The sequence below is a fragment of the Brevibacterium sp. genome (genome assembly GCF_022712115.1).
Classification (GTDB): Bacteria; Actinomycetota; Actinomycetes; order Actinomycetales; family Brevibacteriaceae; genus Brevibacterium; species Brevibacterium salitolerans.
In genome coordinates, this window is the sequence record NZ_JALAHB010000084.1 from 1 (window position 1) to 21,461 (window position 21,461).

20 protein-coding genes and 1 pseudogene are annotated in these 21,461 nt (G+C 72.6%); 20 read left to right on the top strand and 1 reads right to left on the bottom strand.

Features of this window, described 5'->3' with window-relative positions:
* The first annotated feature begins 44 nt into the window (after positions 1–44).
* On the top strand, positions 45–1,382 hold the full coding sequence (gene hisS, locus Q0A33_RS05115) for a histidine--tRNA ligase (RefSeq protein WP_291794089.1): 1,338 nt from the start codon (positions 45–47) through the stop codon (positions 1,380–1,382).
* Between the two features lie 19 nt (positions 1,383–1,401).
* Here hisS and Q0A33_RS05120 read toward each other — a convergent pair whose 3' ends face one another.
* Complete coding sequence (locus Q0A33_RS05120; RefSeq protein WP_291794093.1) at positions 1,402–1,752, bottom strand: metalloregulator ArsR/SmtB family transcription factor; 351 nt, start codon at positions 1,750–1,752, stop codon at positions 1,402–1,404.
* A 97-nt stretch (positions 1,753–1,849) separates the two neighbouring features.
* Here Q0A33_RS05120 and aspS point away from each other — a divergent pair, with 97 nt between their 5' ends.
* From aspS to carB, 19 genes and pseudogenes are all read left to right on the top strand, one after another.
* Positions 1,850–3,634: an aspartate--tRNA ligase gene (gene aspS, locus Q0A33_RS05125; protein WP_291794096.1), complete on the top strand. Its 1,785-nt coding sequence runs from the start codon at positions 1,850–1,852 to the stop codon at positions 3,632–3,634.
* 81 nt (positions 3,635–3,715) lie between these two features.
* Positions 3,716–5,029, top strand: a complete 1,314-nt coding sequence (locus Q0A33_RS05130; RefSeq protein ID WP_291794100.1) for a replication-associated recombination protein A — start codon at positions 3,716–3,718, stop codon at positions 5,027–5,029.
* A 237-nt stretch (positions 5,030–5,266) separates the two neighbouring features.
* On the top strand, positions 5,267–5,893 hold the full coding sequence (rpsD, locus tag Q0A33_RS05135; protein ID WP_291794103.1) for a 30S ribosomal protein S4: 627 nt from the start codon (positions 5,267–5,269) through the stop codon (positions 5,891–5,893).
* Positions 5,894–6,098: 205 nt separating this feature from the next.
* Positions 6,099–8,753: an alanine--tRNA ligase gene (gene alaS, locus Q0A33_RS05140; protein WP_291794106.1), complete on the top strand. Its 2,655-nt coding sequence runs from the start codon at positions 6,099–6,101 to the stop codon at positions 8,751–8,753.
* Positions 8,750–9,220, top strand: coding sequence for a Holliday junction resolvase RuvX (ruvX, locus tag Q0A33_RS05145; RefSeq protein ID WP_291794108.1), 471 nt, complete (start codon positions 8,750–8,752; stop codon positions 9,218–9,220). Before alaS ends, ruvX begins: the two co-directional genes overlap by 4 nt.
* 19 nt (positions 9,221–9,239) lie before the next feature.
* Positions 9,240–10,412, top strand: a complete 1,173-nt coding sequence (gene mltG / locus Q0A33_RS05150; protein WP_291794110.1) for an endolytic transglycosylase MltG — start codon at positions 9,240–9,242, stop codon at positions 10,410–10,412.
* Entirely contained in the window at positions 10,405–11,316 is a 912-nt protein-coding gene (locus tag Q0A33_RS05155; RefSeq protein ID WP_291794112.1) for a shikimate dehydrogenase, read from the top strand. The genes mltG and Q0A33_RS05155 overlap by 8 nt, the downstream gene beginning before the upstream one ends.
* A 46-nt stretch (positions 11,317–11,362) precedes the next feature.
* On the top strand, positions 11,363–11,998 hold the full coding sequence (locus Q0A33_RS05160; RefSeq protein ID WP_291794115.1) for a prepilin peptidase: 636 nt from the start codon (positions 11,363–11,365) through the stop codon (positions 11,996–11,998).
* Positions 11,999–12,080: 82 nt separating this feature from the next.
* Positions 12,081–13,265, top strand: coding sequence for a chorismate synthase (aroC, locus tag Q0A33_RS05165; protein WP_291794117.1), 1,185 nt, complete (start codon positions 12,081–12,083; stop codon positions 13,263–13,265).
* A gap of 14 nt (positions 13,266–13,279) precedes the next feature.
* Positions 13,280–13,957 carry a shikimate kinase gene (locus tag Q0A33_RS05170; protein ID WP_291794119.1) on the top strand — a complete coding sequence of 226 codons (678 nt, stop codon included), beginning with the start codon at positions 13,280–13,282 and terminating at the stop codon, positions 13,955–13,957.
* Entirely contained in the window at positions 13,954–15,072 is a 1,119-nt protein-coding gene (gene aroB / locus Q0A33_RS05175) for a 3-dehydroquinate synthase (RefSeq protein WP_291794121.1), read from the top strand. The genes Q0A33_RS05170 and aroB overlap by 4 nt, the downstream gene beginning before the upstream one ends.
* A 74-nt stretch (positions 15,073–15,146) precedes the next feature.
* On the top strand, positions 15,147–15,710 hold the full coding sequence (gene efp, locus Q0A33_RS05180) for an elongation factor P (RefSeq protein ID WP_291794123.1): 564 nt from the start codon (positions 15,147–15,149) through the stop codon (positions 15,708–15,710).
* The gene (gene nusB / locus Q0A33_RS05185; RefSeq protein ID WP_291794126.1) at positions 15,707–16,105 is read left to right on the top strand and encodes a transcription antitermination factor NusB; all 399 of its coding nucleotides are present in this window, start codon (positions 15,707–15,709) and stop codon (positions 16,103–16,105) included. The genes efp and nusB overlap by 4 nt, the downstream gene beginning before the upstream one ends.
* A gap of 136 nt (positions 16,106–16,241) precedes the next feature.
* A complete protein-coding gene (gene pyrR / locus Q0A33_RS05190) occupies positions 16,242–16,790 on the top strand; it encodes a bifunctional pyr operon transcriptional regulator/uracil phosphoribosyltransferase PyrR (RefSeq protein ID WP_291794128.1) in 549 nt (182 codons plus the stop codon).
* 61 nt (positions 16,791–16,851) lie between these two features.
* Positions 16,852–17,877 (top strand): aspartate carbamoyltransferase catalytic subunit, encoded by a 1,026-nt coding sequence (locus Q0A33_RS05195; RefSeq protein ID WP_291794131.1) that lies wholly within the window; start codon positions 16,852–16,854, stop codon positions 17,875–17,877.
* Positions 17,874–19,190, top strand: a complete 1,317-nt coding sequence (locus Q0A33_RS05200; protein ID WP_291794133.1) for a dihydroorotase — start codon at positions 17,874–17,876, stop codon at positions 19,188–19,190. Before Q0A33_RS05195 ends, Q0A33_RS05200 begins: the two co-directional genes overlap by 4 nt.
* Positions 19,178–19,672: a hypothetical protein gene (locus Q0A33_RS05205; RefSeq protein ID WP_291794134.1), complete on the top strand. Its 495-nt coding sequence runs from the start codon at positions 19,178–19,180 to the stop codon at positions 19,670–19,672. Before Q0A33_RS05200 ends, Q0A33_RS05205 begins: the two co-directional genes overlap by 13 nt.
* A 1-nt stretch (position 19,673) precedes the next feature.
* Positions 19,674–20,849: a glutamine-hydrolyzing carbamoyl-phosphate synthase small subunit gene (gene carA, locus Q0A33_RS05210; RefSeq protein WP_291794137.1), complete on the top strand. Its 1,176-nt coding sequence runs from the start codon at positions 19,674–19,676 to the stop codon at positions 20,847–20,849.
* A 22-nt stretch (positions 20,850–20,871) separates the two neighbouring features.
* Positions 20,872–21,461, top strand: a pseudogene (gene carB, locus Q0A33_RS05215) (carbamoyl phosphate synthase large subunit); the annotation flags it as partial.

Consider the following 21,461-nt stretch of genomic DNA (forward strand, 5'->3'; position numbering starts at 1 on the left):
CCCCGACACCCACTCGACCTCACCGAACAAGGAGACCTCCTCCCATGGCACGTGCCGCATCGCTGTCCGGCTTCCCGGAATGGCTGCCCGCAGACCGCATCGTCGAGGAGCGGGTGATCGATCTGCTCAAGCACACCTTCGAGCTCCACGGCTTCGCGGCGGTGAGCACGCGTGCCCTGGAGCCGCTGTCCGCGCTGGCCAAGGACGGCGAGATCGACAAGGAGGTCTTCGCCGTCTCCCGTCTGCACGGCGACGGGACGGACGCGAAGAACCCCCTGGGCCTCCACTTCGACCTCACGGTGCCGTTCGCCCGCTACGTCGTGGAGAACGCCGGCCGGCTCTCGTTCCCCTTCAAGCGCTACCAGATCCAGCCCGTGTGGCGGGGCGAGCGTCCCCAGGACGGCAGGTTCCGCGAGTTCGTCCAGGCGGACATCGACGTGGTGGGCGAGGACGCGCTCGCGGAGCACTTCGAGGTGGAGGTGCCCCTCGTCATGGCCGAGGCCTTCGGCCGGCTCTCCGAACTGGGCGTCCCGCCCGTGCGCATCCTCGCCAACGACCGCAGGCTCATCGAGGGCTTCGCCCGCGGCGTGGGCCTCACGGACATCCCGGCGGTGCTGCGCGGCATCGACAAGCTGGACAAGATCGGCGAGGAGAAGGTCGCGGAGCTGCTCGCGGCCGAGGCCGGGGCGGACGCCCGCCAGCAGGAGCTGTGCCTGGCGCTCGCGCGGATCGAGAGCCCGGACGCCTCCTTCGCGGACGAGGTGCGCGCCCTCGGCGTGAGCCACCCCCTCCTCGACGAGGGCCTCGGTTCGCTGACCCGGCTGCTCGAGGCCGCGCACCGCCGGGCACCCGGCACGGTGTGGGCGCAGCTGAAGATCGCCCGCGGGCTCGACTACTACACGGGCGCGGTCTACGAGACGCAGCTCGTGGGGCATGAGGACCTGGGCTCGGTGGCCTCGGGAGGGCGCTACGACGCCCTCGCGAGCACCGGGAAGCGCACGTACCCCGGCGTGGGGATGTCGCTCGGCGTCTCCCGCCTCATGTCGCGTCTGGTGGGCGCGGACCGGATGGTGGAGTCCACCCGCTCCGTGCCGACGGCCGTGCTCGTGGCGGTCTCCACGGAGGAGGACCGTCCCGCCTCGGACGCCGTGGCCGCGGCGCTGCGCGCACGGGGGATCCCCACGGACGTGGCCCCGGCGGCGGCGAAGTTCGGCAAGCAGATCCGCTACGCGGACCGCCGCGGCATCCCCTTCGTGTGGTTCTGCGACGGGGAGACCGGACACGAGGTGAAGGACATCCGCTCGGGCGAGCAGACCGGCGCGGACCCGGACGTCTGGACGCCGCCCGCCGACGACGTCTGGCCGCGCGTCGAACGGGTCTGACGCCGCCGGCGTCCCCGCCTCACTCGCGGCGGGGACGGCGCGCGGGCGGGTCCGGCGCCAGCGAGCCGTCCGGGGCGATGTGGTCGAAGATCTCCTCGACCATCGTCACGACGTGCGGGTCGTCGACGGTGTAGATGATGCGCCGGCCCTCCCGCCGGGAGCTCACGAGGCCCGCCAGCCGCATCTTCGCGAGGTGCTGCGAGACCGCCTGGACGCTCACGTCGGCCAGCTCCGCCAGGGAGGTGACGTCGTGCTCGTCGTCGACGAGGATGCGCACGATGAGCAGGCGGGTCGCCGAGGACAGCATGCGGAAGGTCTCCGCCGCCACCTCGACCTGTGCCGAGGTGGGCAGGTGCTCTCTCACGCGCATGGCTCTCCCTGTCGTCGTCTCCGCCGCTGTCGTGGGCGTCCGTGCCCTAGGACTATCATGGACCCGATCCCCCAACCCCCATCGAGGAGCACCCCACGTGTTGCGTACCCACCAGGCAGGCGTTCTGCGAGCATCGCATGCAGGAGAGAAGATCACCCTCGCAGGCTGGGTGGACCGGAGGCGGGACCACGGGGGAGTCGCCTTCATCGACCTGCGGGACGCCTCGGGCATCGTCCAGGTGGTCGTCCGCGAGCAGGTGGCCGACCAGCTGAAGAACGAGACCGTCGTCTCCGTCACCGGCACCGTCTCCCTGCGTCCGGAGGGCAACGCGAACGCCGCCCTCCCCACCGGTGAGATCGAGGTCGTCGACACGGACGTGACGATCCTCTCCCAGGCGGAGGCGCTGCCCTTCCAGGTCTCCGACCACGCCGAGGACGCCGGGCAGGTGGGGGAGGAGACCCGTCTGCGCTACCGCTACCTCGACCTGCGCCGCTCGGGTCCGGCGAGGACCATCCGCCTGCGTTCGGCCGCCAATCGCGCCGCCCGCGCCGTCCTCGACGCCCACGAGTTCGTCGAGGTCGAGACCCCCACGCTCACGCGCTCCACGCCGGAGGGCGCCCGCGACTTCCTCGTCCCGGCCCGCCTCAGGCCGGGCTCCTGGTACGCCCTGCCGCAGTCCCCGCAGCTGTTCAAGCAGCTGCTGCAGGTGGGCGGCCTCGAGCGCTACTACCAGATCGCCCGCTGCTACCGCGACGAGGACTTCCGCGCGGACCGGCAGCCGGAGTTCACCCAGCTGGACGTCGAGGCGAGCTTCGTCGAGCAGGACGACGTCATCGCCCTGGCGGAGGAGATCCTCGCCGCCGTCTGGAAGCTCATCGACGTGGACCTCACCACGCCCATCCCGCGCATCACCTACCGCGAGGCGATGGAGAAGTACGGCACGGACAAGCCGGACCTGCGGTTCGGCCTCGAGCTCGTGGACCTCACGGAGTTCTTCGCGGAGACGCCCTTCCGCGTCTTCCGCGCGCCCTACGTGGGTGCGGTCGTCTACCCCGGCGGCGCCAAGCTGCCCCGCCGGCAGCTCGACGGCTGGCAGGAGTGGGCCAAGCAGCGCGGCGCCAAGGGCCTCGCCTACGTCCTCGTGCAGCCGGACGGCGAGCTCACCGGCCCCGTGTCGAAGAACATCTCCGAGGCCGAACGCGCCGGCCTCGCCGCCGCCGCCGGAGCCTCCCCGGGGGATGCGATCTTCTTCGCCGCGGACCAGCCCGCAGCGGCTCGCGCGCTGCTCGGCGCCGCCCGCAAGGAGATCGCCACGCGCGAGGAGCTCTACGATCCGGCTGCGTGGTCGTTCGTGTGGGTCGTCGACGCACCGCTGTTCGAGCCCGCCGCGGACGCCGTGGCCTCGGGCGACGTGGCGGTGGGAGCCGGTAAGTGGACCGCCGTCCACCACGCCTTCACCGCGCCCAAGCCGGAGTTCGAAGACACCTTCGACCAGGACCCCGGCCAGGCGCTGGCCTACGCCTACGACATCGTGTGCAACGGCAACGAGATCGGCGGCGGGTCCATCCGCATCCACGACCGGGCCGTGCAGGAGCGCGTGTTCGAGGTCATGGGGATCTCGCAGGAGGATGCGCAGGAGAAGTTCGGCTTCCTGCTCGAGGCGTTCAAGTTCGGCGCGCCCCCGCACGGCGGCATCGCCTTCGGCTGGGACCGGATCGTCTCCCTGCTCGCCGGCACGGACTCCATCCGGGACGTCATCGCCTTCCCCAAGTCCGGCGGCGGCTACGACCCGCTCACGGACGCGCCGGCGCCCATCACCCCCGCGCAGCGGGCAGAGGCGGGCGTCGACGTCGAGCCCGAGGACGCGGACGCCGAGGAGTGAGCGGAGGCCTGAACCCTGTCTGCTGATCTGTTCTCCGAGTCCCCGGAGGCCGGGCGGGCGCTCGACCCGCTCGCGGTGCGCATGCGTCCGCGCAGCCTCGACGAGGTGGTGGGGCAGGAGCACCTGACCTTCCCCGGCTCGCCGCTGCGGCAGCTGGTGGAGGCGACCGCGGCCTCGCGCACGGGTCCGGCCTCGGTCATCCTCTGGGGGCCGCCCGGCGTGGGCAAGACCACGCTCGCCCACGTCATCTCCCATGCGGAGGGGCGGGCGTTCGTGGAGCTCTCCGCCATCACCGCCGGGGTGAAGGACGTGCGCACGGTCGTGGAGAACGCCCGGCGCGCCCGGGAGATGTACGGACAGACCACCGTCCTCTTCCTCGACGAGATCCACCGGTTCTCCAAGGCGCAGCAGGACGCGCTCCTGCCCGCCGTGGAGAACCGGCTGGTGGTGCTGGTGGCGGCCACGACGGAGAACCCCAGCTTCTCCGTCATCTCCCCGCTGCTCTCGCGCTCGCTGCTGCTCACGCTCAAGCCGCTCGACGATGCGGCCGTGGGCGCACTCGTGGACCGCGCCTGCACGGACCCCCGCGGCCTGGCCGGGGAGTTCGCCCTCACGGAGGAGGCGCGGGAGATGGTCGTGCGCGTCTCCGGCGCGGACGCCCGGCGCTCGCTCACGGTGCTCGAGGCCGCCTGCGGGATCGCCCGGGCGCGTGCCGAGGCCGGGGAGGATGACGGCGGTGAGGACTCGGCCGGCGTCCTCGAGGTGGGCGTGGACGATGTCGCGGAGGCGGCCTCGGAGGCGGTGCTGCGCTACGACCGCAACGGCGACCAGCACTACGACGTGATCTCCGCGTTCATCAAGTCCATCCGCGGCTCCGACCCGGACGCCGCGCTCCACTACCTCGCCCGGATGATCGTGGCCGGCGAGGACCCGCGGTTCATCTGCCGCCGGCTGGTCGTCCACGCGGCGGAGGACATCGGCATGGCCGATCCGCAGGCGCTCGTCGTCGCCGTGAGCGCGCAGTCCGCGGTGGAGCGGATCGGAATGCCGGAGGGGCGCATCCCCATGGCCGAGGCGACCGTCTACCTCGCGACCGCGCCCAAGTCGAACGCCGCGTGCACGGCGATCGAAGAGGCGATCGCGGACGTGAAGGAGGGGCGCGCCGGTCAGGTGCCCATGCACCTGCGCGACTCCCACTATCCCGGCGCGGCGGCTCTCGGCCACGGTGAGGGCTACCGCTACCCGCACGACTGGCCCTACGCGGTCGCGCCCCAGCAGTACCTGCCGGACACGCTGACGGGCCGGCAGTACTACAGGCCCACGCCCAACGGGGGCGAGGCGCGCATGGCCGAACGGCTCGAGACGCTCGCCCGGCTGCGCACTCAGGAGGGCTGAGAACGGGGGTCGGGTTCGGATCCTGGTCCCGGCCGGGCGGAGCGACGTTCAGGAGGGCTGAGAACGGGGCCGGACGCTGTGGTAGTCTTGTACGCTGTTGTGCCTCGCATCCAGAGGCGGTCGGACGGAGCCGGACTCGCGGCTCCCTCCCTCTTTCCCATCCGGGGAAACAGCAGTCCAGGAGACACAGGCGAGCTCACCGGCCTGGACGGAGAACATAGACGAAAGGCTTGATCCGTGACTGCACCCGCACGTCATCGCCGCCAGGTGCGCCTCTCCCGCGCACTCGGCATCCCGCTGACCCCCAAGGCCGAGAAGTACTTCGAGCGCCGCCCCTACCCGCCGGGCGAGCACGGCCGCGCGCGTCGCCGCAACGACTCGGACTACTCGGTCCGCCTCAAGGAGAAGCAGCGCCTGCGCGCACAGTACGGCATCCGCGAGGCGCAGATGCTGGCCGCGTACCAGGAGGCCAAGCGCCTTCCGGGCCTGACCGGCGACAAGATCGTCGAGCTGCTCGAGGTCCGCCTCGACGCGCTGGTCCTGCGCTCCGGCTTCGCCCGCACGATCGCCCAGGCCCGCCAGCTCGTGGTGCACCGCCACATCATGGTCGACGGCAAGCGCGTCGACCGCCCGTCCTTCAAGGTGAAGGAGGGCCAGATGATCCACGTGCACGAGAAGTCCGCGCAGATGGAGCCCTTCCAGATCGCGGCGGCCGGCGGCCACCGCGATGTGCTGCCCGCCACCCCGGGCTACCTCAACGTCGACCTGGAGGCCCTCCAGTCGACGCTGGTGCGCGCCCCCAAGCGCGAAGAGGTCCCCGTCACGGCTGACGTCCAGCTGGTCGTGGAGTACTACGCACGCTGATCCCCTGAGCGGATCCGCGCAGCAGGACCGCCGTCCGTCCCCGCAGAGGGGAGGGGCGGCGGTTCTGTCGTCTGCCCACGCGCCTGCGCGCCGCGGGTGCTCCCACCACGTCGTCTACACTGTGAGGCGGCGGTCCGCGCTCCCGTGTGCGCGGACCACGACGACTTTCTCTTCCCGATCCGATGACGAGGATGGCAACAGGCATATGAGGACAGCAGAGATCCGGCGGCGCTGGCTGAGGTTCTTCGAGGAGAACGGCCACACCGTGGTTCCGTCCGCGAGCGTCATCAGTGACGATCCGTCGATTCTCTTCAACATCGCGGGGATGGTGCAGTTCATCCCCTATCTCACCGGCCGCGAGCCCGCCCCGTTCAGCCGGGCGACGAGCGTGCAGAAGTGCGTGCGCACGGAGGACATCGAGGAGGTCGGCAAGACCACCCGCCACGGCACGTTCTTCCAGATGAACGGCAACTTCTCCTTCGGCGACTACTTCAAGGAGGGCGCCATCCGGTTCGCGTGGACCTTCCTCACCACGCCGGAGGCGGAGGGCGGTCTGGGGTTCGACCCGGAGCGGCTGTGGGCGACCGTCCACCACGAGGACGCGGAGACCGTGGACCTGTGGCTGAAGGAGACGAGCCTCCCGCGCGAGCGCATTCAGTTCCGCGGCAGCGAGGACAACTACTGGCACACGGGGCAGCCCGGTCCCGGCGGCTACTGCTCCGAGATCTACTTCGACCGCGGCCCGGCCTACGGCGCCGAGGGCGGACCGGAGGCGGACGAGGACCGCTACATCGAGATCTGGAACCTCGTGTTCATGGAGTTCGAGCTCTCCGCCGTCCGCTCCAAGGCGGACTTCGACGTCGCCGGTGAGCTGCCTGCCAAGAACATCGACACCGGCATGGGCCTCGAACGCGTCGCCTTCCTCAAGCAGGGCGTCGAGAACATGTACGAGATCGACGAGGTGTTCCCCGTCATCGAGGCCGCCAGCCGCCTGTCCGGCAAGCGCTACGGCGCGAACCACGACGACGACGTGCGCATGCGGGTCGTCGCCGACCACGTGCGCGCCGGCCTCATCATCATGGGCGACGGCGTGCGCCCGGGCAACGAGGGCCGCGACTACATCCTCCGCCGGCTGCTCCGCCGGGCGGTGCGGGCGATGCGCCTGCTGGGCGTGAGCGAGCCGGTGCTCCCGGAGCTCCTCCCCGTCTCGATGGAGGTCATGAAGGCCTCCTACCCGGAACTCGAGCGGGACTTCGACCGCATCTCCCGCGTGGCCTACGCGGAGGAGGCGGCCTTCCTGCGGACCCTGGAGTCCGGCACGGCGCTGCTCGCCCAGGCCGTGGAGAAGGCGGGCCCGGCCGGCACGCTCTCCGGCGAGGTCGCCTTCGCCCTCCACGACACGCACGGCTTCCCCATCGACCTCACGCTGGAGATGGCCGCCGAACACGGCGTGAGCGTCGACGCCGAGGGCTTCCGGACGCTCATGAGCGAGCAGCGCGAGCGGGCGCGGGCGGACGCGAAGGCGAAGAAGGGCAGCGCGAAGGACCTCAGCGCCTTCTCCGCACTCCTCGAGCGCGGGCGCACGGAGTTCATCGGCTACGACTCGCTGAGCTCGGACGCGCGCGTCCGCGGCCTCGTGCGCGACGGCGAGGCCGTGGAGCGGGCCGTGCCCGGCGACACGCTCGACCTCGTGCTCGACGTCACCCCCTTCTACGCGGAGTCCGGCGGCCAGCGCGCCGATCGCGGCCTCCTCACCGGCGATGGCTTCACCGCCCGCGTCCTCGACGTGCAGTCCCCCGTGAAGGGACTCTCCGCGCATCGCGTGGAGATCGTCGACGGCGAGATCGCCGCGGGTGCGGACGTGCTGGCCCAGGTGGACTCCGAGCACCGCTTCGCCGCCGCGCAGGCGCACTCGGCCACCCACCTCGTCCACTCCGCCCTGCGCAGCCTCCTGGGCCCGCACGCGGTGCAGGCGGGCTCGCTCAACCAGCCCGGCTACATGCGCTTCGACTACGCCTACGGCGACGCCCTGAGCGCGTCGGCCCGCGCGGAGATCGAGGACGCGGCCAACACCGCCGTGCGCGACAACATGGCGGTGAGCTACGAGCACCTGCCGCTCGAGGCCGCGAAGGCCTCGGGCGCCCTGGCGCTGTTCGGGGAGAAGTACCCGGAGATCGTGCGGGTCGTGGACATCGGCGGCCCCTTCTCCCGCGAGCTCTGCGGAGGCACCCACGTGGGCTCCACCGCGGAGGTGGGCCCCATCTCCGTGCTCTCCGAGGCCTCCGTGGGCTCCGGCACCCGCCGCATCGAGGCAGCGGTGGGACTCGAGGCCTTCCGCGGCCTCGCCAAGGAGCGCACCGTCCTCCAGTCGCTGTCCGAGATGCTCAAGGTGCCCGGCGCGGACGTGCCGGAACGCGTCTCCTCGCTCATGGAGCGGCTGCGCGAGGCCGAGCGCACCATCGCGGAGCTGGGCCGGGCCCGGGTGCTCGCCGCGGCCGCGGGCGCGGTCGAGTCGGCCCGCGAGGTGAACGGTGTGCGGGTCTCCGCGACGGATCTGGGGCAGGTCGCGGACGCCGGTGACGTCCGCACGTTCGTCACGGACGTGCGTGCACGCATGGGTGAGGCACCGGCCGTCGTCGCGGCCGCCGGCAGCGTGAACGGCAAGCCCTCGGTCGTCGTGGCCGTGACCCCGGAGGCCCAGGCGCTCGGCCTGCGCGCCGGCGACCTCGTCAAGGAGGCCTGCGGCGTCCTCGGCGGAGGAGGCGGCGGGAAGCCGGACCTCGCACAGGGCGGCGGCCAGGACGCCTCGAAGATCTCCGCGGCCCTCGACGCGGTGGCGGCCGCAGCGGGCAGGCGATGAGCGGCTTCCGCCGGGGCCGCAGACTCGCCCTGGACGTGGGCAGCGTCCGCGTGGGCGTGGCCTCCTGCGACCCCGACGGGATCCTGGCCACGCCCCTGACGACGGTGCGCCGCAGCGACGGCGACGCCGCGGCCCTGGACGCCCTCTCGGCTCTCATCGCGGAGCACTCGCCGCTCGAGCTGGTGGCGGGCCGGCCCACGTCCCTGGACGGTGAGGACCGCGCGGCCGCGGACACGGCCGCCGCCTTCCTCCGCGCGCTCGCGGCGCGCACCGAGCTGGACATCCGGCTCGTGGACGAGCGCTTCACGACGGTGCAGGCGCACGGGATGCTCCGGTCCGCCGGGCGCAGCTCGCGCCAGCGCCGGGAGATCGTGGACTCCGTGGCGGCCGTCGTCATCCTGCAGACCGCACTCGACGCGGAGAAGCGCAGCGGCGCGCCGGTGGGCGACGTCCTCGCACCGCACTGACCGACGAGGGGAACCCGTCATGCATTCGATGGACGAGCTGGGCACCGAGGCCGGGCTCACACGCGCGGAGAGGACGGCGCGCAGGCGCCGCATGCTGCGTCGCCGCCGCCGGACCGTGACGATCATCGTCGCCGCACTCGTCCTGCTGCTGGGCGGGGGAGCGGTGGCGGTCACCGTGACCGGCGGGGCGATCTCGGACGTGCTCGGGCGGGACACGGACTACGAGGGCGAGGGCAAGGAGGACGTCGTCGTGGAGGTGGCGCCCGGCTCCTCGCTCACGCAGATCGCCAATCAGCTCGTCGAGGAGGACGTGATCCGCTCCTCCCGTCCGTTCATCAAGGAGGCGGAACGGCGCGAGGCGTCCTTCCAGGCGCGCAGCTACGCGCTCCGGACCCAGATGAGCGCGGCCGCCGCGGTGGAGGCGATGCTGAACCCGGACACGGTGCCGCAGGTGCAGGTCCCGGAGGGCATGCAGCTCAAGGACATCTCGGCGCGCATGGTCGAGTCCGGCATGGACCTGGAGGCGGTGGACGCCGCCCTCGAGGACAGGACGCCGGCGGACTACGGACTCGAGGTCGAGGCGCCCTCCCTCGAGGGCTATCTGTTCCCCGCCACCTACGACGTGCGGCCCGGCTCCACGGCGGAGGACGTGGTCCAGGAGATGGTCGACCGCACCGCCGCGGAGATCGAGGAGCTGGGTCTGGCCGAGGACGAGGCGAACGAGATCCTCACCCTCGCCAGCCTCGTCGAGGTGGAGGCGCCGGGCGATCCCGAGGTCCGCCGCAAGGTGGCGCGGGTGCTCCTCAACCGCATCGGCCCGGACTCCGCGACGGACGGGCTCATCCAGTCGGACGCGACGGTCGCCTACATCCACGGCGCCCGCGAGGACCTCACGACCACGGAGGAGGAGCGCGGCAGCGACAGCCCGTACAACACGTACCGGCACAAGGGGCTGCCGCCCGGTCCCATCAACTCCCCGGGCCGCGACACCGTCGAGGCGGTGCAGGATCCCGCGGAGGGGGACTGGCAGTACTTCGTCGCCGTGGACCCGGACACGGGCGAGACCAAGTTCGCGACCTCCTACGAGGACCACCTGAAGAACGTCGAGGAGTACCGGGAGTGGCTCCGCAGCCACGGCGAGAGCACGGACGCCGCGGACAGCGCCGCGGAGACGGGAGGCGCGGATGGGTGAGGCACAGCCGGGCGCGGCGCACTGCAGCTTCGGTGTGGCGGGGAGTCCCATCGCGGACTCGCTCTCCCCGCTCCTCCATCACGCCGCGGCGGCGCGGCTGGGACTGCGGGACTTCTCCTACGGCCGCGTCGAGCTGACGGCGGAGCGGCTCGAGGGCTGGCTCGACGCGCAGCCGGGTCTCCGCGGCCTCTCCCTCACCATGCCGCTCAAGCACCGGCTCGTGGAGCTCGCACGCAGTCGCGGCTGGGTGCCGGACGCCGCCGTCGAGGCCACGGGGGCGGCGAACACCCTCCTCCTCGACCCCGACACAGGCATGGGCGAGATCCTCAACACGGACGTCGCCGGCATCGTCGCGGCGATCCGCGAGGGCGCGGAGGTCTCGGACGGCGCGGGTGACCGCACAGCCGTGTGGGACGAGGTCGACGTGCTCGGCGCCGGGGCGACCGCCGGCTCCGCACTCGCAGCGGCCGCGGAGCTGGGCGCCACGCGCGCGCAGCTGTTCGTCCGGAACCGCACGCGGGCGGCGGCAGCCCGCGAGGTGGCCGAGGCGGTGGGGATCCGGGCCGTCGTCCGGGACCTGCCCGACTGGGTGCCCGGCGAGCGGGCCCTCACGCTCTCCACGCTTCCCGCGGGAGCGATGGGCCCCGGGGGAGTCGACCACCCGCTGCCCGCCGCGATCCCCGGCATCGTCTTCGACGCCGGATACGCCCCGGCCGCGCGCGGCTGGCAGGAGTCCCTGCGCGCGCACGGCGCCCTCGTGGTCGACGGCAGCCGCATGCTCCTGCATCAGGCGGTCGCCCAGCACGTGCGCTTCGCCGCGCTGGCGGGCCTGCCCGCCGGCCGGGCGGAAGCCGCCCGCGCAGACGTGCGGGCGGCGATGGACGCCGCGCTCCGGAGCCGCTGAAGGCAGCCGTGGAGGCGCTGGCCGGCGGGCTCACGGCAGCGGCTGTGTGCCTGACGCTGAGCGGGTTCCTGCCGTTCCTCCTCGCGGACGAGGCGGGGCCCGGCTCCTCGCCGCCCGCCGTCCGTTCTCAGCCGTCCTCGCCGCCGCAGGCATCGCGCTGGCCGTCCTCGCGACGCTGTGCTGGCCCGGCGCGGGCACGCGGACCGACGGCACCGGTGTGCTCCTGGCCCTCGCACTCGGTGCGGCGGCCGGGGCCACGCCGTTCCTCGTCTGGATCGACGTCCGGCTCCGGCGGCTCCCGGATCGCATCGTCCTCCCGCTCGCAGCTCTGCTCACCGTCTGCCTCGCTCTCGCCGGGGCCTGGAGCGGCTTCCTGACCGGCCTCGCGGGAGCGACAGCGCTGCTCGTGCTCTCCGTGATCGGCGGGCGCGGGCGCGGGCTCGCCATCGGCCTCGGGGACGTGAAGCTCTTCTACTGCCTGGGCTGCGTGACCGGCCTCGTCTCCCCGCTCACGGCGGTGGGGGCGTTCGTCCTCGCCAACCTCACCGGGCTGGTCGAGGCCTGCATCCGCACGCTGGTGCTTCGGCAGCCGCTGAGCTCCCGGTTCGCACTCGGCCCCCACCTGCTCCTGGGCATGTGGGCCGCGCCCCTGTGCGTCTCCGTGTTCCCCGTGCCCGCCTGAGCGCAGGCGGGCCTCCCGCTCCCGTCTCGCCTGCGCGTCCCCGGCCTCCCGTGCGGTTCGCCCTTCGGTATCATCTGTGGATATGTTGCGTTGGCTTACTGCAGGCGAGTCCCATGGTGAGGCGCTCGTCGGAATCCTCGAGGGCCTCCCCGCCCATGTCCCCCTCACCCGCGAGCAGATCGCGGCCGCTCTGGCCCGCCGCCGGCTGGGCTACGGCCGCGGCGCGCGGATGAAGTTCGAGGCGGACGAGCTCCGCCTGCTCGGCGGCATCCGCCACGGCGAGACCCTCGGCGGGCCCGTGGCCATCGAGGTCGGCAACTCCGAGTGGCCCAAGTGGGAGACCGTCATGAGTCCGGACCCGGTGGACCCGGAAGAGCTCGCCGGGTCCGCCCGCGGCGCCCTCCTCACCCGCCCGCGTCCCGGCCACGCGGACCTCGCCGGCATGCAGAAGTACGACTTCGAGGAGTCCCGGCCGGTGCTCGAGCGCGCCTCGGCGCGGGAGACCGCCACCCGCGTGGCTCTGGGCGCGGTCGCGCAGGCGTTCCTCGCGGAACTCGGCATCCGCGTCGTCTCCCACACCGTCGCGATCGGCCCCGTCGAGGGACCACGGGACGCGGCCGTGCCCGGCCCGGAGGACGTGGAGGCGCTCGACGCGGACCCGCTCCGGTGCTTCGACCCGGAGCTCTCGGCCCGGATGGTCGCAGAGGTCGACGACGCGAAGAAGTCCGGCGACACCCTGGGCGGCGTCGTCGAGGTCGCCGTCTGGGGCCTGCCCCCGGGGCTCGGCTCGTTCGTCCACGGCGATCGCCGGCTCGACTCCCGCCTCGCCGCGGCGCTCATGGGCATCCAGGCCATCAAGGGCGTGGAGGTGGGCGACGGCTTCGAGACCACCCGCCGCCGCGGCTCCGCTGCCCACGACGAGATGGTCCCGGCCGAGGGCGGGGTGAGGCGGCTCAGCGACCGCGCGGGAGGGATCGAGGGCGGCATGTCCACCGGCACCGTCCTGCGCGTGCGCGCGGGAATGAAGCCCATCGCCACCGTCCCGCGCGCCCTGCGCACCGTCGACACCGCCACCGGCGAGGCCGCGACGGCCCACCACCAGCGTTCGGACGTGTGCGCCGTGCCCGCCGCCGGCGTGGTGGCGGAGGCGATGGTCGCGCTCGTCATCGCGCAGGCGCTCCTGGAGAAGTGCGGCGGGGACTCCGTGGCGGAGGTGCGGCGGAACCTCGACGGGTACCTCGCCTCGCTCCGCCTCGGGGTCGGATGAAGGACGCATGCGCCATGTCCCACGACGAGCGGCCGGTGCCCCGGCCCGCTCCGCCCCTCGATCCCGTGCCGGCCGCCGGGGCGCGGATCGTGCTCATCGGCCCGCCGGCGGCGGGGAAGTCGACGATCGGGCGGCTGCTGGCCCTCCGCCTCGGGCTGCCCTTCTTCGACACGGACGCGGAGATCGTCGCCGCGCACGGACCCATCCCGGAGATCTTCGCCACCCGCGGTGAGGCCCGCTTCCGGGAGTTCGAGCGCGCGGCGGTGCGGCGCGCCCTGCGGCGCCTGCTGGACACTCCCGGGGTGGTCTCGCTGGGCGGCGGGGCCGTCCTCAACTCCGGCACCCGCGCGCAGCTGCGGCATCCGGCGGTGAAGGTGATCGGCATCTCCATCGACGAGGAGACGGCGGCGGTCCGGCTGGGCGGCGGCACCCGGCCGCTGCTCGCCGGGGACGAGGACCCGCTCGTGCGCTGGCGGGCGCTCGTGGCGGAGCGGGCACCGCTCTACGAGGCGCTCTCCACGGCGATGGTCGCGGCCTCGCACGGCCCGCCGGCCACGGTCGTCAACCGCATCGTCGACGTGCTGACCGGACTGCAGCGGCAGGAGGAGTACGCTCGGTTCTCGCACACCGCCGGCCAGGCAGACGCCGCGGCGGAACACGCTCACGCAGAACAAGGAGAGTGGCAGGCATGACCGTTCGCACCCGGATGGAGATCCCCGGCGAGACACCCACCGAGGTGGTCATCGGCACCGGCCTGCTGGGCGAGCTGCCGGGGCTGATCGGCCCGCGCGCCCATCGCGTCCTCGTCATCCACCCGCGTGCCCTGCGCACCACCGGCGAGGTGGTCCGCGAGGAGCTCGCGGCGGCCGGCTACGAGTCGATCAGCGCGGAGATCCCGGACGCGGAGGAGGCCAAGCACGTCCAGGTCGCCTCGTTCTGCTGGGAGATCCTCGGCAAGTCCGACTTCACCCGCACGGATGCGATCGTCGCCGTGGGCGGGGGAGCGGTGACGGACGTGGCCGGGTTCGTCGCGGCCACGTGGCTGCGCGGGATCCGCTACGTGAACATCCCCACCACGGTGCTGGGGATGATCGACGCAGCGGTGGGCGGCAAGACCGCCATCAACACGGCGGAGGGCAAGAACCTCGTGGGGGCCTTCCACGCGCCGGCGGGCGTCCTCGTGGACACGGAGACGCTCGCCACGCTGCCGGAGAACGAGCTCCTCACGGGTCTCGCCGAGGCCGTGAAGTGCGGCTTCATCGCGGACCCGGCGATCCTCGACCTGCTCGAGCGGCACAGCCGGGAGGAGGTCGCGGACCCGTCCTCGGAGGTGCTCGCGGAGATCATCGAACGCGCCGTGCGGGTGAAGGCCGAGGTCGTCGCCGGGGACTTCCGGGAGACCGGGCGGCGTGAGATGCTCAACTACGGGCACACCCTCGCGCACGCGATCGAGCGCAACGAGCGCTACCAGTGGCGCCACGGTGCGGCGGTGGCCGCCGGCATGGTGTTCGCCGCGGAGCTCTCCGCGGTGATGCGCTCCCTGCCCGCCGAGGTCGTCGACCGGCACCGGGAGATCCTCGCCAAGCTGGGTCTGCCCACCGGCTACCGGGGGGACCGCTGGCCCCAGCTGCTGGAGACGATGCGGCGGGACAAGAAGGCCCGGGGCACCATCCTCCGCTTCGTCCTCCTCGACGGGGTGGGGAAGCCGGTCGTGGTGGAGATCCCGGACGACGGGATCCTCTTCGCCGCCTACCAGGAGATCGCAGAGGCCTCGCCGGTGCAGACTCTCGGACCGGTCTCTCTGTGAGCAGGCCGGTCTCCCTGTGAGCATCCGCTAGAATCGACACCCGCAGACCCCTACCACACGAAGGACGCACATACGTGGCAACGACGAACGACCTGAAGAACGGCATGGTTCTCAACCAGGAAGGGCAGCTCTGGCAGGTCCAGGAGTTCCTTCACGTCAAGCCGGGCAAGGGACCCGCCTTCGTGAGGACCAAGCTGAAGAACGTGCTCAGCGGCAAGATCATCGACAAGACCTTCAACGCCGGCACCAAGGTCGAGACCGCGACGGTGGACCGTCGCGACATGCAGTACCTCTACCACGACGGCACGGACTACGTGTTCATGGACACGGTCGACTACGACCAGGTGCCGCTGTCCGAGGCGCTCGTGGGGGATGCCGCGAACTACCTGCTCGAGAACCAGATCGTCCAGATCGCGTTCCACGACGGTGCGGCCCTCTACGTGGAGATGCCCCCGGCGGTGGAGCTCACCATCACCCGCACGGAGCCCGGCCTGCAGGGCGACCGCTCCTCCGGCGGCACCAAGCCGGCGACGGTGGAGACCGGTCTGGAGATCCAGGTGCCGCTGTTCCTCGACGAGGGCGTGAAGGTCCGCGTCGACACGCGGACCGGCGACTACCTGGGGCGCGTCAAGGAGTGAGCGCCCGGACACGTGCGCGCCGCAGGGCGCTCGAGCTGCTCTTCGAGTCCGAGGCCCGGGGCATCGCCCTGGGCGACATCGTCGCGCTCCGGTCGGACGACCCGGCGTACCCCATGAAGGAGTACGCCGTCGAGATCGTCGACGGGGTCGCGGCCCACGCGGACGAGATCGACGAGCTCATCCGCACCTACTCGCGCGGATGGGAGATCGACCGCATGCCCGGTGTGGACCGCGCCCTGCTGCGGCTGGCCTCCTGGGAGATCCTCCACAACGACACCGTGGACGCTCCCGTGGCGATCAGCGAGGCCCGTGCCCTGGCGAAGGAGTTCTCGACGGACGACTCTCCCGCGTTCGTGGCCGGCGTGCTCTCGAAGATCGCCGGACTCGACGACTGAGACGGCTCTCACCGCGGACCGGGGCGCAGCATGCGCCCCGGTCCGCGCTACAATCGAGGCGCAGCATGCCTGATCATCCTTTGGCACCGTCCTGAGAGGCGGGTACACCGTTCGGAGAGACGGGGGAAGGAACGCAATGAGACAGCGCACAGTGCTCGACGAGGCAGAGATCTCGCGCGCACTCACACGCATCGCCCACGAGGTGCTCGAGGCGAACAAGGGCGCCGAGGACCTCCTGCTCCTCGGCATCCCCACCCGGGGCGTCCCGCTGGCCGCCCGCCTCGCCGCGCTCATCGCCCGGATCGAACCCGGTGCGGACGCGGCCTCGCTCGCGGGCAGCCTCGACATCACCCTCCACCGCGACGACCTGCGCTCCGGCCGGCTGCGGGCCGCCGGCCGCACGGAGGTCCCGGGCTCCACGGTGGACGGTCGCACCGTCGTCCTCGTCGACGACGTCCTGTTCTCCGGCCGCAGCGTCCGCGCCGCGCTCGACGCGCTCTCCGCGCTGGGCCGGCCGGAGGCGGTGAGGCTCGCCGTGCTCGTGGACCGCGGGCACCGCCGCCTGCCCATCCGCGCGGACCACGTGGGCAAGAACCTGCCGAGTGCGCTCGACGAGCGCGTGAGCGTCCAGCTGCGGGAGACGGACGGCACGGACGCGGTCATCATCGCGGGGGAGAAGGACTGATGACGCACCTGTTCTCGCCCCGACGGGCCGTCTCACCCGCTGCCGGATCGGAGCCCTCGGCATGAAGCACCTGCTCTCCACCGCCGACCTCAGCCGCGCCGATGCCGTCGACCTCCTCGACGTGGCAGAGGAGATGAGCCGGGCCACCGCCCGCGAGGTGAAGAAGCTGCCGGTGCTGCGCGGCCTCACCGTCGTCAACCTCTTCTTCGAGGACTCCACCCGGACCCGCATCTCCTTCGAGGCCGCCGCCAAGCGCCTCTCCGCGGACGTCATCAACTTCTCCGCCAAGGGCTCCTCCGTCTCCAAGGGGGAGAGCCTCCAGGACACCGCGCAGACGCTGTCCGCCATGGGCGCAGACGGGGTCGTCATCCGTCACGGCGGCTCCGGCGCGCCCCACCGGCTGGCCTCCGCGGGCTGGATCGACGCGCCCGTCGTCAACGCCGGGGACGGCACCCACGAGCATCCGACCCAGGCCCTGCTGGACGCCTTCACCCTCCGCCGCGTGCTCGCCGGCCTCCCGGCCTCCGGGCCGGCGACGGGTGCGGAGGGCCGCGCACTCGACGGTGCGACGGTGGGTATCGTGGGCGACGTCCTGCACTCCCGCGTGGCGCGCTCGAACGTCCACCTCCTCACCACGCTGGGGGCCCGCGTGGTGCTCATCGCCCCGCCCACGCTGCTGCCGGTGGGCGTGAGCGCCTGGCCGTGCGAGGTCAGCTACGACTTCGACGAGGCGCTGGCCGCCCACGACTTCTCCGCCGTCATGATGCTCCGCGTCCAGCAGGAGCGCATGCACGCCGCGTTCTTCCCCACGGCGCGGGAGTACGCCCGCCGGTGGGGCATGACGGACGCCCGCGCGGCGGCTCTGGGGCCGGACTGCGCGATCATGCACCCCGGCCCCATGAACCGCGGCTTCGAGATCAGCGCCGCGGCCGCCGACTCCTCCCGCGCGGTGGTCCTCGACCAGGTCGCCAACGGAGTGAGCGTGCGCATGGCCGTCCTCTACCGCCTGCTCACCGGACAGGGCTCCGGTGCCGCGGCGTCCACCGCTCAGACAGCCGCTGGCAGCGGCACGGAAGGAGAAGCGTGACCGCGACGACACTCATCAGGGGTGCGCAGCTGCCGGACGGCTCCACGGGCGACCTCGCCCTCGTCGACGGGCGCTTCGCGGATCCCGCCTCCGTCACCGCGCCGGACGTCACGATCGACGCGGCCGGGCTCACCGCGCTGCCGGGCTTCGTCGACATGCACACGCACCTCCGCGAGCCGGGACGGGAGGACGCGGAGACGGTGCTCACCGGTTCGCAGTCGGCCGCAGCCGGCGGCTACACCGCGGTGCACGCCATGGCGAACACCTCGCCGGTGGCAGACACCGCCGGCGTCGTGTCGCAGGTCTTCCGGCTCGGCCAGACCGCCGGCTTCACCGAGGTCCGCCCGGTGGGCGCGGTCACGGTCGGTCTCGCGGGCACCCAGCTGGCCGAGCTCGGCGCGATGGCCGACTCCGCCGCGGGCGTGCGCATGTTCTCCGACGACGGCCACTGCGTGTCCGATCCCCTCGTCATGCGCAGGGCGCTGGAGTACGTGAAGTCCTTCGACGGGATCATCGCGCAGCACGCGCAGGAGCCGCGCCTGACCGAGGGTGCGCAGATGAATGAGGGTGCCGTGAGCGCGGAGCTGGGCCTGCCGGGCTGGCCCGCGGTCGCGGAGGAGTCGATCATCGCCCGCGACGTGCTCCTCGCCGAGCACGTCGGTTCGCGCCTCCACGTCTGCCACGTCTCCACCGCCGGCAGCGTCGACCTCATCCGCTGGGCCAAGGCGCGCGGCATCCGCGTGACGGCGGAGGTCACGCCGCACCACCTCATGCTCACGGACGAACTCGTCCGCACCTTCGACCCGGTGTACAAGGTGAATCCGCCGCTGCGGCGCGACGAGGACGTGGCCGCGCTGCGCGCCGGCCTCCTCGACGGCACGATCGACGTGGTGGGCACGGACCACGCTCCGCACCCCGCGGAGCACAAGTGCGCGGAGTGGACGGCGGCGGCCATGGGCATGGTCGGCATGGAGACGGCGGCCGCGGTCGTCCTCGAGGCGATGAAGGACACGGAGTTCTCCCCGGCGGACCTCGCCCGGGTCATGAGCACCGCACCCGCGGCGATCACCGGCCTGGACGCCCACGGCTCGCTGGAGCCCGGCACTCCGGCCAACCTCGTCCTGCTGGACCTGGACGCGCCGCATACCGTGGATCCCGCCGCGCACCACACGCAGGGCCGCAACAACCCGTTCGCGGGCGTGACGCTGTCCGCGCGGGTGACGGACACCTTCCTCTACGGACACCGCGTGTTCGCAGCGGGCGCCCTGGGCGAGCCCCGTCCGCATGCGGAGGCCGCTGCATGGAACGCCTGATCCCCACGCTCGCCCTGCTGGCCGTCGCCGGCCTCGTCTTCGCGGCGATGTGGTGGGGCTGGCGGAGGCGGGCGCGCGCGCAGCACTCCCTGCCGGCGCCGGCCGCGGCGGTGGAGGGCTCGGAGGTGCTCGCCGAGCCCGGCGAGGGCATGTACGTCGCCACCACCACCGCCGGCGACCCCTATGACCGCATCGCCGCCCACCGCCTGGGCCTGCGGACCTCCGCGACCGTCGTGCCGACGCGCGCCGGGGTCGTCGTGGACCGGGCCGGCACGGGCGACTTCCTCATCCCGTGGTCGGACCTCACCGGTGTGAGGACCGGACAGGGCATGATCGGCAAGTTCGTCGAGCCCGACGGGCTCGTCGTGATCGGCTGGCAGCTGGGTCGGACCCGGCTGGAGACCGGCTTCCGGACCCGCGCGGCCGCCGACCGCACCGCACTCATCGAGACCATCCGCCGCCTGCACCAGGAGGAGCGCTGACATGGACCAGCCTCAGATCAGACAGTCACAGCTCGACCGCTCACCCGCGGTCCTCGTGCTCGAGGACGGCCGGGTGTTCCGCGGCAGGTCCTACGGGGCGCAGGGCCGCCGGCTCGGTGAGATTGTCTTCACCACCGGGATGACGGGCTACCAGGAGACGCTCACGGACCCCTCGTACGCGGGGCAGATCGTGGTGCAGACCGCGCCGCACATCGGCAACACGGGCGTGAACGACGAGGACGACGAATCGGGCGACTACTGGGTCGCCGGCTACGTCCTCTCCCGCCCCTCGCGCCGGGTCTCCAGCTGGCGCGCCACCGAGAGCCTCGAGGACCGGCTGTCCCGGCTGGGGATCGTGGGCGTGTGCGGCATCGACACGCGTGCGCTCACCCGCCACCTGCGGGACCGCGGCGCCATGCGCGCCGGGATCTTCTCCGGGGACGACGCCGGGCTGAGCGAGGCGGAGATGCTCGCCGCCGTCACCGCCGCGCCGGAGATGGCCGGGGCCTCGTTCACGGACGCGGTCACCACGAAGGAGCCCTACGTCGTCGAGGCGGTCGGGGAGAAGCGCTTCTCCGTCGTCGCCTTCGACCTCGGCATCAAGTCCGCGACCCCGGAGCAGCTCGCGCTGCGCGGCATCGAGGTCCATGTGGTGCCCGCGGACTTCACCTTCGAACAGGTGCGCGCGCTGCGCCCGGACGGGGTGTTCTTCTCCAACGGCCCCGGCGACCCCGCCACGGCGGAGCAGCAGGTGAGCGTGCTGCGCGAGGTGCTCGCCGCCCGGATCCCGTTCTTCGGCATCTGCTTCGGGAACCAGCTGCTGGGCCGGGCTCTCGGCTTCGGCACCTACAAGCTGGTGTTCGGCCACCGCGGCGCCAACCAGCCCGTGCTGGACGTGGCCACGGGCCGCGTCGAGATCACCTGCCAGAACCACGGCTTCGCCGTCGACGCGCCCATCGGCGAGGCCGTCGAGGCGCCCGCCGGCGGCCTCGGCCGCGTGCGGGTGAGCCACATCGGCCTCAACGACCAGGTCGTCGAGGGCCTGGCGTGCCTCGACCTGCCGGCCTTCTCCGTCCAGTTCCACCCCGAGTCCGCGGCCGGTCCGCACGACTCGCGCAGCCTGTTCGACCGCTTCGCGGACCTCATGGCCGCCTCGCCCGCCCCCGCTTCCGCCTGAGCCGCACCCTAGGAGTACACACGTGCCCATCAGAGACGATCTGAAATCCGTCCTCGTCATCGGCTCCGGTCCCATCGTGATCGGCCAGGCCTGCGAGTTCGACTACTCCGGGACCCAGGCCTGCCGGGTCCTCCGCCGCGAGGGCCTGCGGGTCATCCTCGTGAACTCGAACCCGGCCACGATCATGACCGACCCCGAGGTCGCGGACGCGACCTACGTCGAGCCCATCACGCCCGAGGTCATCGAGTCGATCATCGCGAAGGAGCGCCCCGACGCGGTCCTGCCCACCCTGGGCGGGCAGACGGCCCTCAACGCGGCCATCGCCCTCCACGAGGCGGGCACGCTGGCGAAGTACGGCGTGGAGATGATCGGCGCGGACGTCGAGGCGATCCAGCGCGGCGAGGACCGCCAGAAGTTCAAGGACGTGGTCGAGCGCGTGGGCGGCGAGGTCGCCCGCTCGGTGATCTGCCACACCATGGACGAGGTGCTCGCCGCCGCGGACGAGCTCGGCTACCCCATGGACGTGCGGCCCTCCATCACGAAGGGCGGGCTGGGCTCCGGCATGGCCTACGACGAGGAGGGCCTGCCCCGGAACGCCGGCGACGGCCTCCA